Origin of the sequence: Burkholderia aenigmatica, from assembly GCF_048627025.1 — a bacterium.
GTDB lineage: Bacteria > Pseudomonadota > Gammaproteobacteria > Burkholderiales > Burkholderiaceae > Burkholderia > Burkholderia aenigmatica.
The window spans coordinates 2,919,541-2,933,387 of record NZ_CP184469.1 but is presented as its reverse complement, the minus strand read 5'-3'; the positions used below and the strand labels follow the sequence as shown (position 1 = coordinate 2,933,387).

Below are 13,847 nucleotides of genomic sequence, written 5' to 3'. Positions count from 1 at the left end.
GTCACGCGCGCCAGATCATGCTCGCGCTCGTGTCCGTTTCCGATTCGCTGTGGAAACCGAGCCGTTCGTAGAGCCGCCGCGCCGGATTGCCATGCAGCACGCTGAGCGACACGGGCACGTGCGCGTGTGCTGCGTCGTTCAGTAATGCGTTTAGTACGGCTTCGCCGATACCCCGGCCCTGATGCGCGGGGAGGATCTGGATCTGGTGAACGTGCCACTCGTCGGTGGCGCGTGTCACCTTCAGCAAGCCGATTGCTTCGTCGTCTTCGCAGACGATCATTGCGTCGTCGAAGTGCGCACGAATGCGCCGGTCGTGCGCTTCGTCATCGGTTGGCATTCCAGCGCGCTGCAGGTGCTCGGTCATCGTGAGCCGGCGCAGGTTCAACAGGAACGGCAGGTCGGCGGCAGACGCCGGGCGCAGGCGGATTGCGTGTGTCATCGGGCGGACTCGTTCGTTCGGGAATTCGGGATCGTCGACGGGAAGGTCGCCCCCCGCAGCGAATCATTCCCGATGACGGGCAGCCGGTCAAAGGGCACAGCGCCCAATCCGGCGCGCATGCGTGATCGATCATCCGGCGTGCCGGCCGGACGCCTTGTGCGCATCCGCGAGATTGGCGATCAGCGTGTCGACCACCACGCGTTTCAGGCTCGCGAGCGCGGAACGCGCATCGCCTCCGCCCGCATGGACGCACACGTCGACTGACGGCAGCGGCGGCAGGCCGTCGCGCTCGCCGAGCTGCCGCAGCGTCGGCGGCACCCCCACCATCGTTCTTGCCGTAATGCCCAGTCCGCCCGCGACGCCGGCCCACAGGCTTTGCAGGCTGCCGGTCGTGTAAGCGAGCCGCCACGGGATCCCGGCGGTGTCGAGCGCATCGGTGCCGGCCTTGCGGAACAGGCACGGCGATTTGTACAGCGCGAGATCCAGCGGCGCGCCGGCGCGCGGACGCACGTCGATGCCATGCGGCCCGATCCACGCCATCGGCAGCGTGACCAGGTGTTCCGCGTCGGCGCGATGCCCGCGCCCCATCGCGAGCACGATGTCGAGTTCGCCGCCATCGAGCCGGTCGAGCAACGCGCCGTTGCCGTCGACGACGATGTCGACGCGCACGCCCGGGTGCGTGCGCTTGAACTGGCCGAGCGCGACGGGCAGCCACGATTCGGCGAAGTCGCCAGGCAGCCCGAATCGCACGGCCCCCTCGATCGCCGCGCCGCGAATCGCGCCGACCGCCTCGTCGTTCAGTTCGAGAATGCGGCGCGCATAGGACAGCATCAGTTCGCCGGCTTCGGTCGGCACGAGGCCGCGCCCTTGTCGGCGAAACAGCGGCTGGCCGATCTGCGTTTCGAGCTTGCGCATCTGCTGGCTGACCGCCGATTGCGATCGGCCGATCCGGTCGGCGGCGCGGTTGAGGCTGCCGAGCCGATCCGCGGCGATCAGCGTGCGGAGTGCATCCATGTCGAGATTCGGCAGCGTCATGATTCGGTTTTTCTTATAAATCAATTTCGAATTATCGTATTTATTGCACATTCCCGTCGCTACCATCAAGTGAACCGGTCGTTCCGGTTCACGGGGATGCGCGCGATACGCGGCTGCGGATGCCTGTGAGGTGGCTTCCCTTCTTTCCGACAAGGACTGTGAATGAACATCCGCTCGATATTCCGCCAGGGCCTTCCCGGCATGCTGCTGGCCGCATCGATGATTCCCGGCGACGCATCGGCCGCGCCGTCGCTCGCGGGGACGTGGACGCTGGTCGCGGCGGACGTACAACATCCCGACGGCACGGTCGGCCGCGACTATGGTGCCGATCCGAAGGGGCTGCTGCTAATCGACATGCACGGGAACTATTCGCTGCAGATCTTCAGGTCGGAGCGCCCGCGCTTCGCGTCGAACGACAAGGCGACCGGCACGCCGGACGAATTCCGTGACGCCGTGCTCGGCTCGAGTACCCACTACGGCAAGCTGACCGTCGATCCGGCGAACCACTCGCTGGCGTTTCACATCAGCAATGCGTCGTACCCGAACTGGATCGGGCAAACGCAGACGCGAAGCTATCAATTGAAGGATGGTGAGTTGAGCTACCGCGTGCCGCCGCGTGCCAACGGCGACATACCGATCTCGGTGTGGCGGCGAGTGGATTGAATCGGGAGGAGGTTCGACGCAGATGGCATGCGGGCGCGATCGCAGCCGGCCCGCCAGGTGGCGGGTCGCCGGCATTGACCGAATACCGGCGCAGGCCGGGGTTGATTGCCGTGCTGGCCGGCGCGCGCCCGATTACCACGCCGTCGTGATCGCTGCCGGCCCGTCATGCGACGGAAAGTGCGGCAGGACTTCCTCGGCCAGTTCCTGGATGATTTCCGCCGCGGGCCGTTGCGAGAACTGGATACCCAGCGCGACATGATTCACGCCCACGTCGCGCCATTCGTTCAGCAGTGCGATGAGCCCGTTGCGGCCGGTCCGCAGGATGAACCCGCCATGCAGCGGCGTGCGCGGGTGATCGGGATCGTCCACGAGGTCGATCCATTCGTTGGTCATGTGCGGCCGGAATCCACCGTCGGGAATCAGTGCGCGCCACGCGCGGATTTTTTCCGCGAGTCGCAGCGGGCCGGCGCCGGTGTGCGAATCGCCGGGATAGGTCAGCCAGCCGTCCGCGTGCTCGGCGATCCACGTGAGCGGCTGGCCCGATGCGCCGGTGACGATCAGCGGTACCGCGCCGATGGTGGCCTTCGGAAGCAGCTCTGCACCGTTGAAGCTGCCGAGCGGTGATTCGATCGTCAGGTTTCCTGCCCGCATCAGTTTGCGGAAATAGGCGACTGCGTGCGCGAACCGTTCGCCGCGTGACGCATGCGCGAGCCCATAGGCGGGAAACTCGATGGGCCGGTCGCCGGACGCGATGCCCATGACGAGACGGCCGCCCGACAACTGGTCGATGGTGGCCGCGCTCTTGGCCAGGTCGATCGGATGGCGCAGCGAAAAGATCGCGCTGCCGGTGGCGAGCGCAATGCGCGTGGTGCGGGCGGCGAGGAAGGACAGGTACGTGAACGGGTCGAAGACCTGCCCTGCATCGCCGAACGACGGGTCGAACAGCGGCACGTCGCGTACCCAGACGGCGGCAAAGCCGCGGCGGTCGATGTCCGCAACGAGGTCGGCCTGCCCGGTCAGGACGCGCATGTCGCCGCGGTAGGCGCGTAGCGGCAGGAAGATGCCGAGGGTCAGCTGGTCCGCGGCGAACATGCGGCGATAACCGGGGTGGGCGGAAAAAGCCGGATTCGACGCTCCGGCAGGCGCTTGCGAGTCATTCGTGGCAGGCATGGTCAGTAACGGTGTGGCGGTTCGGGACGAGCGAGTCCTTGCGCGCGGTCGCTGCGTTGAAGCTGTCGGGCGACCTGCCGGCGCAGGGATCGAATATCGCGGTTTCGATGTAGGCAGACTAAATCTGATGGCGTGTGTGATTCGTGTGCGCTTCCAGCATGTTCGGCTACACGTCTCGATGGAAAAAGCGATAATTTCTGCCCGATGAGTTTAGGCGAGCTAAATCCAGTGACCGCCGTTCCTCCGCTTGGTTGGCCGCGCATGGTGCGGCGGCCGACCTGCGGGCCGCGCGTGGCTCGGCCTTCGAGGACGATTTCCTGCTGATTCGCGCCGCGGAAGCCGGGCGGGGCCTGGCGCTGGTGCCGGAGCAATACGCTCGTGACGAAATTGCCGAGGGGCGGCTCGAGCAGGTGCTGGATCTCTCCTGGCCCGCGCGGTTCGCCTACTACGCGGTCACGCGGCCCGGTGCCACGCAACGGCCGGAAGTGCAGGCATTCATGGACTGGATCGACGAGGAGTCGGCCGACGACGCGTGAAGGGCGCCGGCCGGTACGCTGCGGCCGTGGATGCGGCGGTCGTGCGCTGCGTCGCCGGTCGGCGCGCCGACCCGTGGCAGGTGCTCGTTCATCGTGAGCCGGCGAAGCATCAGCAGGAATGGCAGGCCGGCGGTAGACGCCGGGCGCAGGCGGACTGCGTGTGCCATCGCGCGAACTCGCTCATTCGGGAAGGTCGACGCGAAGGGCGAACCCTCAGCGGATCCGTTCCGAAGGCGGGAAGGCGGTCAAAGCCCCGGCAACTGAATCTGCAAGCCGGCTGGGCGATGTTCGAGGACATCCGTGACTTCGTATTCGGTTTTTGCTCCGTCCGAGGTTTGCCACTGCTGCATTCGGACATTGCAGACGAGCACGTCGCCCTTGCTGAAGCTGATCTGACTGTTGTTCACGCGCGACAGGAAGCCGGCGTCCGTGATTGCCGCGTGAATCGTCGACGTGCCGTCGTACAGCCGCCACTTGTTGTCGTCCTTGAATGCGAGCGACACGATCGAGAACGCCATCTTGCGATGCTCGTCGAGGATGAGCGAGTCGGCGGGCTCGGGTGCGTGAAACCACGCGATTTCGCAGCGGTCGACCGTTTCGAATATCTCCGTATCGGTGCCGGCCGCAAACATCACGATGCCGTCGCGCGCGAGCGGCGCAAGCACCTGCGCGGTGGCGTGGCGAACGCCGACGTCGCGCAACAGGGTGAGGACGGACAGGTCGATTTCGAGTGCGTCGCCGTCGACGTGCAGGATGGCGGTGTGTTCCTGCATCTGCACCTGCCGGATCTCGCGCCCGCGCAGCCATTTGAGGACGGCGAAGAGCCCCTTTCTCGCCCCGGGCGCGGCGATGCCGAGCGCGGTCAGGATCGTGACCGCATTGGCGAGCGCCGTGCCTTCGTTGCCGCTCAGCATGTCGCGCATGCGGCCGAGCAGCGAAGTCGCGAGCGTGAAGTCGATGCCGAAGCTGCCGGTCTTGAAGCTGCCGCGCACGTTCACTTGCGGCCGAACCTGATTGCCGCACAGCGCGCGGGTCGACGCGTCGAGCAGATCCCCGATGGCAAGCAGCGCGGGCGCGAGTTCGCGCACGTCCATCTCGGACGATTCGAGCGCGGGCCCGTCGTACGTGACGCGGAATCGGCTCATGGCGTCGAGGGGGCCGGGATCGGCCGGGCCGGTACGGTTTTCATGGCGAGCGGTCATGTGGAAAGTTGGCTGATGACGTGGACGATACCCGAAGCGCATGCTTTCGGATGCCTTTCATGTTAGGTGCGAACCACCGGCCGCGGGCGATTTTGGCCGTCCGGCCAAGGCGACGCTCGGACGTGTCCCGGCCGTACCCGGCACACACCGAACTTTTCCGATACTTGCCCGGTCACAACCGCCAGCTTGCGGGCGCGCCGGCACCCGGAACGCGCTTCCGGCCCCGGTATTCCCCGGCCCGCCCCGTCCGCATATCATTCGCACATCGCGCACCTGCCGATCGCAGGCGCAGCACACAGGGATTCTCGATGGACACCAAACGATCGCGGCCGGGCCTCGTCGCCGCGCTGCTCTGGGCGGCGCTGTATCTCGCGACCGGCTACATCTCGCACCAGTTCAACGGCCCCGTCCGGCTGACGGGCTACATCTGGCTGCCGGCCGGCGTGACGGTCGGCGCGTTCATGCTGCGGCCGATGCGCGAATGGCTGACGCTGGCCGGCGCGTTCCTGGTCGGGCAGCTCGCGCTGACCGGGATCGAACACGGCAGCCTGGTCAACGCGGTGCTGTTCACGGTCGACGAGGTCGGTGCGGCCGCGCTTGCGGTGTGGCTCGTCCAGCGCGTGCGCTTCTCGCTCGAAGGGCTGTATTTCCTGCGCTCGGTGATCCTCGCCGGCTTGATCGCGGGCGTGGTCGGCGCGATCGGCGGCGCGGCGTGGTACACGGTGGTCAAGGGCGCGCCGTTCTTCGACGTGTGGTCGGTGTGGGCCGCGTCCGACTTCGTCGGCGTGCTGCTGGTCACGCCGGTGCTCGCGTCATGGTCGCGCTTTCGCGCGCACCGCTCGGGTGACCATGAGCGCTTCGACCTCGTGCTCGGTCTGGTTTCGTTCGTGCTGCTCGCGATCGTCGCGCTCGTGATCTTCGACGGCGACACGTCGCAGAAATTCGGCACGGGCGCCGGCTTCGCGCTGACGTATATCCCGCTGTTCCTCACGGTCGCGGTGACGCTGCTGCTCGGCGGCCGCGCGGGCTCGTCGTCGGTGCTGGTGCTCGCGCTGATCGTGATCGAGCAGACCGCGCAGGGCGACGGCCCGTTCGCGTCGTTTCACGAGCATTACGGCAGTGCGCTGCTCGAGGCGCAGCTTTATCTGGCGGTCGCGTCGCTGCTGGTGCTGACGGTGAGCACATTGAAGACGACGCGCGAACGCGTGCACGAGCATGCGGCGGTCCTGCAGAACAACATGGAGCTCGCGCTCGCGAGCGCCGGCCAGATCGCCTACGTGCTCGATCCGGAATCGGGGCGGATCGAGTGGAGCGGCGACGTCGAGCGCGTGTTCGGCGTCGGCGTCGATGCGGCACAGATCGCAAGTGTGCCGGGCGTGCTCGAACGCGTGCAGCCGGGCGACCGCGATGCGCTGCGCGACTACTGGAATGCGGAGATCGCCGGCGAGGATCGCGCGTCGCTGTCGCTGCGTATCGTGCAGCGCGACGGCGGCACGCAGACGATCACCGATCACGGCGCGCCGCTGCTCGATTCGAATGTCGACGTGACGGTGGTGGCGGGCGTCTGGCAGATCGAGCGCGTGTGGCCGGCGGACGAATGAGCGGAGACGCGTCATGACGGGCCGCACGGGCGTCCTGCTGATCCACGGGCTCGGCGGCACGCAATACGATCTCGGTTCGCTGCACAAGGCGATGCGGCGCGCGGGTGGCGATACGCACATGATCACGCTGCCGGGGCACGGCACGCGCCCCGAGGATCTGGTCGGCGTGCGCGCGGAAGCCTGGCTCGACGCGGTGACCGAGCAGTATCGCGCGCTGGAAAACGAGTACGACACGCTGCATGTCGCGGGCATGTGCATGGGCGCGCTGGTTGCGCTGCTGCTGTGCCATCGCGTGCAGCATGCGCGCGGCCGGCTCGCGCTGCTGGCCACGCCGGTGTTCATCGACGGCTGGTCGACGCCGTGGTACCGCGCGTTGCGGCATGTGCTGTACCGCGTGCCCGGTGTCGCGGAGCGGATGCGCGTCGAGGAAGGCGATCCGTTCGGCATCAAGAACGCGACGATCCGCGCGATCGTGAAGAAGAAGTTCGAGCGGCAGGACAGTTTCCACTATGCGTGGGTGCCGCTCGCATGCGTGCGCCAGGTCGACCGGATGCGCGACTGGGCACTCGAGGCCGCGGCCGGCACGCCGTGCCCGACGCTCGTGCTGCATGCGCGCGAGGACGAATTGACCAGCCTGCGCTCCGCCGATTTCCTGCTGGACAAGATGCCCGATGCGCGCGGGATCGTGCTGGAGAACAGCTACCACATGATCTGCGCGGACAACGACCGCGACGACGTCGCGCGCCACGTGCTCGAATTCTTCGGGTTCGATCCGGTGCATGCGGTCAGCCCGGCGATGGCACGCCGGATGGGGCGGCTGGAGACGTGACGGCGAAGCGCCCGGCGCGGGATGCCCGATATCGGCCGCTCCCGGCGCGCATCGGTTGACGCCTGCGCGCGCCGGGGCGTCGCGCATTCAGGCCGCTTCCGTCGCGCGGCGAGCCAGCAGGGTCGAGGCGGCCAGCTGGCCGCGTACCGCATCGATGGCCGCGTCGTCCGGCGCATGGCCTTCAAGGTAGACGAAATCCACCGTCGAGATGCCGATGACGGCCAGCACCTGCTTCAGGTACGGGGTCAGGAAATCGGGCTGCCGTGCCGCTGCCCCCGTGCAGATGCCGCCGGAGCGCACCAGCACGAGCGCGGGACGATCGGCGAGCAGGCCGAACTTGCCTTCCGGCGTGGACGTGAACGTGCGGCCGATACGCAGCACGTAATCGATCCACTGCTTCAGCACCGCGGGTACCGTGAAATTGTGCATCGGCGTGCTGATCAACAGGCCGTCGCTGCGCTCCACTTCCGCGATCAGTTGTTCGGAGCACGCGAGCGCGGGATCGGAATTCGGCTGCCGCGCGACCAGCGCATGTGCATAGGCGGCCGATATCGCAGGCAACCCGGGTTCACCGAGGCTGCGCGACACGACGCGTGCATGGGGGCGGGCCGCCTGCCATTGCGCGATGGCGTCGCGCGCGATGCGCGCGCCCAGCGAATGACTGCCATGCGGGCTGGCATCGACAAAAAGAAGGTTGTTCATCAGGGCGCCTGCAGAGACTGGCTGAAATGCATGCCGCGGGACAGCATCCCCTGGCGGAAATAGAAGCGCTGCGCGAGCGCGTTGGACAAGCCGGTATCGAGTATCAGGTACATGCAGCCGTGTTGTCGCGCGTCGTCGCGCACCGCATCGAGCAGCCGCTCGCCCAGCCGTTGACCGCGCGCGTGCTCGGTCGTGACCAGATCGTCGACATAGACGAAGCGGCCGTACACCGTGTTTTCAAGGTGACGGTAGCCCGCCAGCGCGACGACCGCATCGTCGGGGCTGGCGTGTCGCGCGGTCAGCAGCACATAACCTTGTTCGGCCTGGCGGCGCATCTGCCGCACGAACCCATCGGCATCGGTCAGGTGCGGGCGCAACTCGCGCATCACGTCGAACGCCGACCGGTAATCCTCGTCCGTCACGGCGCGTTTCAAATGGATCTCTGGCATCACGATTGCTCCAAGGTAACGTCGTTACTTTACGAACCGGATGACGTATCCTGAAGGGTCAAAAAATGACTATTTGACTGGGACATGAACTTCGACGATCTGATGCTGGACCGTCATCTCGACATGCCGGTCTATCGGCAACTGTACCGGCGCTTCCGCGATGCGATCGAAACGGGCAAGCTTGCGCCGGGCAAGCGCGTGCCGTCGGTACGGAGTCTGGCCAGCGAACTCAATCTGGCACGGGGCACCGTCGAAGCGGCCTATCAGATCCTCATCGGCGAAGGGTACCTGGTCGCACGCGGGCCGGCCGGCACCGTCGTGTCGCCCCAGTTGCCGGATGGCCGGCAGCCGCGTGCCAGCGCGCCCAGGCCGGACGAACCGCAGCGCGGCGATCCGGCGGCGCGCGAGCCGAAGCCGTTTCAGATGGGCATTCCCGCGCTCGATGCGTTTCCGCGCATGCCGTGGATACGGTTGACGGGGCGTCATGTGCGGGCGATGGAGACGCCGTCGCTCGACTACGCGCCGCCGCAGGGGCTCGACGCGCTGAGGCGCGCGCTGTCCGCCTATCTCGGCGTGTCGCGCGGCATCGACTGCTCGGCCGGGCAGATCTTCATCACCGCGGGGTATCGCGGCGCGCTGGATCTGATCTGCCGGACCCTGCTGCGTCCCGGCGACACCGGCTGGTTCGAGGATCCCGGCTATATCCACGCACGCCGCCTGCTCGAGCACGCGGGCATGCGGCTCGTGCCGGTGCCGGTCGACGACGACGGCTTGTGCGTGGAAACGGGGCAACACCGTGCGCCCGATGCACGTTTTGCCGTGGTCACGCCGACCCATCAAAGCCCGCTCGGCACCGCGCTGTCGCTGCCGAGACGCCTGGCATTGCTCGACTGGGCCCGTCAGCAGCGGGCCTGGATCGTCGAGGACGACTACGACAGCGAGTTCCGTTACCACGGCCGCCCGCTGCCCGCGCTCAAAAGCCTGGATCGCCACGACCGCGTGCTTTACACCGGATCGTTCAGCAAGGTGCTGTATCCGGGCTTGCGGCTGGGCTATCTCGTCGTGCCCGACGCGCAGGTCGAGGCCTTTCGCGACACCGCCGGGTGGCTCGGCGGCAGCGGCCAGATGCTGATGCAATCCGTCGTCGCCGACTTCATGGAACAAGGGCACTTCGCGCGCCATCTGAAGAAAATGCGCGCGTTGTACGCCACCCGCCGCGCGTGGCTGTTCGATGCGCTGGTCAAGGTCTTCGGCGATACGCTGCATGTGCCACCCCGCGCGGGCGGCTTGCATGTCGTGGCGTACTGGCGCACGGCTGTCGACGATCGCGCCGTCGCACGCATGGCCGACCTGCAGGGGTTTTCCATCCAGCCGCTGAACGACTGGAGCCCGAGCGGGCGGATGCCGCCCGGCATGTTGCTCGGCTTCACGAACCTGACGTCGGCGCAGCAGGCATTGAGCCAGGTTCGACGCCTGCACCGGCTCGTTCGTGCGTGAACTGCGTGTGGCGGTAACGCACCGGTAGGGCGGGCCGCGCACGCCGGTCATCATCGGCGCGTGACGCCGAGCCGGGGCGACGCCGTTACCCGGCCTCCGGTCGCCGCGCGATCCGGGCGCGGGTTGCGGGCGACGCAAGACAGGTGGCCACGGCTTCGTAGCCGGGCGCGCCGGGATACGGTGCGACGCGGGCAGGCGGGCTATGGTTGGCGGGACACAGAATGATCGCTTCGTCGGGCCCGACAGCCGACAGATCCAGAAACGCCGACGAGCGGGTCAGCATGAACAGCGGCCGCATGCCGTCGGCCCTGGCGCGTCGGCGAAGGCACGCAATCAGCGCCGCCTGCGTCGGCTGGTCGAGATCCTGTTCGATCATGTCGACGACCCGAGCGCCGGCGCCGTCCGCCTCGAGGCCGGCGAGCAGCACGGTCAGCGCCGCAGACGCCGTGGCGCCTTCGTCCGCGAGCCATGCCGACGTGCGCTCGACGCGTGCCTTCAGCGCCGGATCGGCCTGCAACGCGGCGAATGCCGCCGCACCGTCGTCGTCCAGCCGATCCAGACCGATGAACGCGGCGCCGGGCAATGCCTCGGCCAGCCGATGCGCGAGACGGGTCTTGCCGCTGCCCAGCGAACCGATGATGTAGTTCAACGGACGGATATCGCGCCACTCGAACCATTCGCCGCCCCACGGCCAGGGGAGGCTGAATGCAACGCCGGTGGCCGCCGGATCGAGCAGGCGAGTCAATTCGCCGTCGTCGGGCATCCGGCCGCGCGCAAGATCGGCGCGGATCGCGCGAACCCTGTCGACCTTGCCGACCAGATCCTGAATGCCGCGCTCGAGCGCCGCTTCATGGGTCGCCAATGCGTCGCTCAGACTGCGGGCGTCGCCGTCCAGCACGCTCGCCACCTGGGCGAGACTCAGACCGAGCGCGCGCAGCGCCGCGATTTCGGCCGCCCGCGCCAGATCGTCCGGGCCGTAGGCCCGGTATCCGGCCTCGGTTCGCCCGGGCGTGAGCAGTCCATGCCGCTCGTACAGCCGCAGCGCCTTGACCGATACGCCGAGCCGCGTAGCGGCTTCCGATGCGCTCAGGCCGCGCGTGACATCGCTCATGGGACACCTTCGGGTCGTCGATTCGTGACGACCAGCATAAAGGCGATCCCAGGGGCCGGGTCAATCGGGTACCGGCATGTTCTGGCCGGCCGCGATGCGGGAACGCGCGCGTCGAGCCGCCGATGAACGGCGCCGCATATCTGGGAGAATGCGGGTGCGCCGGTTCACGGCCGTCGCGGCAACGGCAAGGGATTCAACAGGTGAAGAATTGACCGACAACGAACAACTTTCGCTCCACCGCGAGAGCCGCTTCTGGCGGCTGCCGCTCGTGAGAGCGTGGATCCAGGGACATGGCCGCGACGGCTATTCGTTCCGCCTGCTGCTGTGGCCGCCGGTGATCGTGTTCGTGCTCGAATTCGTCTGCATGATCTTCGATGCGCTGTACACCAGCATCGCCGTCAGCGCCGTCGCGACGCTGTTCCTCGGCTTCGCCGGGTACCACGGCGCGCAGCGCGAATGGCTGGTGCCGTCCGCGACCACGCGCGCGCTCGTGAAGGCACGCATGAAGAAGGCGGCCGAGCGGTTCTCGTCGCTCGGCGTGGGCGCGACCGTGCTCGCGATCTTCGTCGCCGCGACGTCGCTGTCGCTCGTGATGTCGGGTCAGCCGGTGCTCGACAGCGTCTCGAAGGACGCGGTGTCGATCTTCATCGCGCTGGTGTTCCTGCCGGTGTACGTGTCGGGCGCGGTGCGCAAGCTGGCGATCGCGCGGATCGAGGAAGTGGAGGCGCTGCGCAACGCGACCCTCGGCACCCGCCTGAAATTCGACCGGGCCGGCGCCGTGCGCGCGGTCGTCGTGCAGGGCGCGGCCGGGAAAGGGACGGTGTCGGTGCTGGAGTACACGGTGCTCGGGTTCAACCCGCCGCTCGAACAGGTCGGGCGCGAACCGCGGGTGTGACGGTGTGACGGCGGGTGGCGTCTCGATGCAGAAGCAAGAGAAAGCCGCCTACTATATTGCATTTAAAGCGATTTCCCGATTTCGCTTTAGACGAGTGGACGTAAATCTGGACATAGATTCATGTCCTGGCGCTTCGTGGACGACCATGGATAACAGTGGAGATGCCTGATGCCACGGGGAAGCGTGATCCGTGGATACCCAAGTACGGTAGACCATCAGCCGCGAACTTGGACACGAAAGGACGCAGATTACGGCGGTGTATGTGGGGCGGTGACGGGGCCGTGAAAAACGATATGAGTGAAGCTGCCGGCCCTCTAAGCTTCGGCGATCACTTTAGTGATAAAGAAGCAGGAGCGGACTTCCAAGGCATGCTTTTACTTCCTCAATAGGTACGCACTGCGGCCCCATCTGTTCTAAATATTTACTCGTCAATCGAGCAAGGCAAGACGCGTTGGCCATGGCTTGTTTGTATATTTTCGAGTTCTTGGTTTTCGATAGATTCAGCTCATCCACCAAGCCAAATCCCGTTTGAAATGAAGGCTCCAAATCTCTACTTACATCCGTCGCGAACTGATATTTGTCCCAGCACGCCTTATACCCAGGCGGCGCATGCGGAGAGTCGCTATGGAGTGACAGCGTAGTTCTTAGTCTTATGTCGCCGACTATAAAAAAATACTCCGGCCTTGGAATGTAGCCTATAGCATCCTGATAGCCAAGAAAGTAGGCGTGTTCGTAACGACCTTCGAGGAAGTATTTCCTCCCCCTCTCCTCCGCCTTGGTTGCTTGTTCAATATTGACCGTCAAATTGATTTTCCTCTTGTAGTTTTTTACTGTTTTTCTAAAATCCCTCCAATCAATAACAACGCCCCCATTTAAATCTGCCTCGAAAGCATGGGCGTGGAAGGGCACAGAGGAAAGCAAAAGTGAGCAAGCAAAGTGCACTGATCTTTTGATCATTACCGATTCCTTTCGGGTTTGCCTTTGACAATCAGTGTACCCACGCCGTTGCCGTCCGCGCTGCGGTGACTAACGAGCATTTCGTGAATTGAAGACCAGCTACTTAAGCTCAAGACAGTCGCGCAACCTTCAGACACATTGCCCACGTGAACGTATCGACTATTGTTGCCATACGAAATTGGAAACCACACTTGATGGTGGGACAGCCTTGGGTATTCAGCCTTGTACTGATTGGTGTAGTCTTTCTTGTGAGGAAAGTCAGGCAACAAAATCGAGTATGTCCCTGGCGGAATGGGATGGAAGTCGCCGTTCCAACTGGTGTTCATTGCGACTTCAAAATGAATGCTGCCGAGAACTCCGCGCGCTAATTGTTGCTGCAGCTGCTGATTTCGAGACTTTGAGAACCATCGTGGGTCAAAGTGTCCATAGGTCGCAACCAATTCGACAGGCTGCTGCTTGGGAGCTATTTTCCCAAGATACTCATTTGCGTTGTCATCAGACAAGAATGATATTTGTCCTTTCGATTCTCCCTCAAGCACTTTGAAGTAAGTTCGGCCGCTCTTGCTTCCGATGAGCATAACTTTGCAATATTTGAAAAGTGATTTCCACTGAAAACGTGGAAGATCATCACTTCCGACAAGTAACCAACCGCTGTCGGCATCAACTTTGTTGATATATCGAATTACGTCGGCGCTGATTCTTCTGGAGCTTAGCGGAGCAGTATTTGTGGAGGCGTCGCCTTGCCAGGCTGGATTTGCCAT

General features: G+C 65.2%; 14 protein-coding genes and 1 pseudogene. 6 read left to right on the top strand and 9 right to left on the bottom strand.

Features of this window, described 5'->3' with window-relative positions; genetic code table 11:
* Nucleotide 1: 1 nt before the first annotated feature.
* A complete protein-coding gene (locus tag ACN8ZM_RS30260) occupies nt 2-439 on the bottom strand; it encodes a GNAT family N-acetyltransferase (protein WP_043186003.1) in 438 nt (145 codons plus the stop codon).
* A gap of 129 nt (nt 440-568) precedes the next feature.
* A complete protein-coding gene (locus ACN8ZM_RS30255) occupies nt 569-1,474 on the bottom strand; it encodes a LysR substrate-binding domain-containing protein (protein ID WP_420211618.1) in 906 nt (301 codons plus the stop codon).
* A gap of 162 nt (nt 1,475-1,636) precedes the next feature.
* On the opposite strand from ACN8ZM_RS30255, the gene ACN8ZM_RS30250 reads away from it, so the two are divergent.
* The gene (locus ACN8ZM_RS30250) at nt 1,637-2,137 is read left to right on the top strand and encodes a lipocalin-like domain-containing protein (protein ID WP_089454008.1); all 501 of its coding nucleotides are present in this window, start codon (nt 1,637-1,639) and stop codon (nt 2,135-2,137) included.
* Nucleotides 2,138-2,269: 132 nt separating this feature from the next.
* On the opposite strand, the gene ACN8ZM_RS30245 is transcribed toward ACN8ZM_RS30250, so the two are convergent.
* Nucleotides 2,270-3,307: an LLM class oxidoreductase gene (locus tag ACN8ZM_RS30245; RefSeq protein ID WP_420211617.1), complete on the bottom strand. Its 1,038-nt coding sequence runs from the start codon at nt 3,305-3,307 to the stop codon at nt 2,270-2,272.
* A gap of 248 nt (nt 3,308-3,555) precedes the next feature.
* Here ACN8ZM_RS30245 and ACN8ZM_RS30240 point away from each other — a divergent pair.
* A pseudogene (locus ACN8ZM_RS30240) lies at nt 3,556-3,843 on the top strand (LysR substrate-binding domain-containing protein); the annotation flags it as partial.
* Between the two features lie 245 nt (nt 3,844-4,088).
* On the opposite strand, the gene ACN8ZM_RS30235 reads toward ACN8ZM_RS30240, so the two are convergent.
* Nucleotides 4,089-5,045 (bottom strand): hypothetical protein, encoded by a 957-nt coding sequence (locus ACN8ZM_RS30235; protein ID WP_420211616.1) that lies wholly within the window; start codon nt 5,043-5,045, stop codon nt 4,089-4,091.
* Nucleotides 5,046-5,353: 308 nt separating this feature from the next.
* On the opposite strand from ACN8ZM_RS30235, the gene ACN8ZM_RS30230 reads away from it, so the two are divergent.
* Nucleotides 5,354-6,646 (top strand): MASE1 domain-containing protein, encoded by a 1,293-nt coding sequence (locus ACN8ZM_RS30230; protein WP_089454004.1) that lies wholly within the window; start codon nt 5,354-5,356, stop codon nt 6,644-6,646.
* A 13-nt stretch (nt 6,647-6,659) separates the two neighbouring features.
* Nucleotides 6,660-7,475, top strand: a complete 816-nt coding sequence (locus ACN8ZM_RS30225) for an alpha/beta hydrolase (protein ID WP_089454003.1) — start codon at nt 6,660-6,662, stop codon at nt 7,473-7,475.
* 87 nt (nt 7,476-7,562) lie between these two features.
* Here ACN8ZM_RS30225 and ACN8ZM_RS30220 read toward each other — a convergent pair whose 3' ends face one another.
* Both ACN8ZM_RS30220 and ACN8ZM_RS30215 read right to left on the bottom strand, forming a co-directional pair.
* On the bottom strand, nt 7,563-8,177 hold the full coding sequence (locus tag ACN8ZM_RS30220; RefSeq protein WP_420211615.1) for an FMN-dependent NADH-azoreductase: 615 nt from the start codon (nt 8,175-8,177) through the stop codon (nt 7,563-7,565).
* The gene (locus ACN8ZM_RS30215; protein WP_420211614.1) at nt 8,177-8,626 is read right to left on the bottom strand and encodes a GNAT family N-acetyltransferase; all 450 of its coding nucleotides are present in this window, start codon (nt 8,624-8,626) and stop codon (nt 8,177-8,179) included. The genes ACN8ZM_RS30220 and ACN8ZM_RS30215 overlap by 1 nt, the downstream gene beginning before the upstream one ends.
* A gap of 84 nt (nt 8,627-8,710) precedes the next feature.
* Between ACN8ZM_RS30215 and ACN8ZM_RS30210 the strand changes: the two genes are divergently transcribed.
* Complete coding sequence (locus ACN8ZM_RS30210) at nt 8,711-10,123, top strand: PLP-dependent aminotransferase family protein (protein ID WP_420211613.1); 1,413 nt, start codon at nt 8,711-8,713, stop codon at nt 10,121-10,123.
* 85 nt (nt 10,124-10,208) lie between these two features.
* Here ACN8ZM_RS30210 and ACN8ZM_RS30205 read toward each other — a convergent pair whose 3' ends face one another.
* A complete protein-coding gene (locus ACN8ZM_RS30205; protein WP_420211612.1) occupies nt 10,209-11,234 on the bottom strand; it encodes a MerR family transcriptional regulator in 1,026 nt (341 codons plus the stop codon).
* Nucleotides 11,235-11,442: 208 nt separating this feature from the next.
* Here ACN8ZM_RS30205 and ACN8ZM_RS30200 point away from each other — a divergent pair, with 208 nt between their 5' ends.
* Entirely contained in the window at nt 11,443-12,129 is a 687-nt protein-coding gene (locus tag ACN8ZM_RS30200; protein WP_089453998.1) for a hypothetical protein, read from the top strand.
* A 333-nt stretch (nt 12,130-12,462) separates the two neighbouring features.
* Here the strand turns inward: ACN8ZM_RS30200 and ACN8ZM_RS30195 are convergent, their stop codons facing one another.
* Nucleotides 12,463-13,086 carry a hypothetical protein gene (locus tag ACN8ZM_RS30195; RefSeq protein ID WP_420211611.1) on the bottom strand — a complete coding sequence of 208 codons (624 nt, stop codon included), beginning with the start codon at nt 13,084-13,086 and terminating at the stop codon, nt 12,463-12,465.
* Nucleotides 13,086-13,847 (bottom strand): hypothetical protein, encoded by a 762-nt coding sequence (locus ACN8ZM_RS30190; RefSeq protein WP_420211610.1) that lies wholly within the window; start codon nt 13,845-13,847, stop codon nt 13,086-13,088. The genes ACN8ZM_RS30195 and ACN8ZM_RS30190 overlap by 1 nt, the downstream gene beginning before the upstream one ends.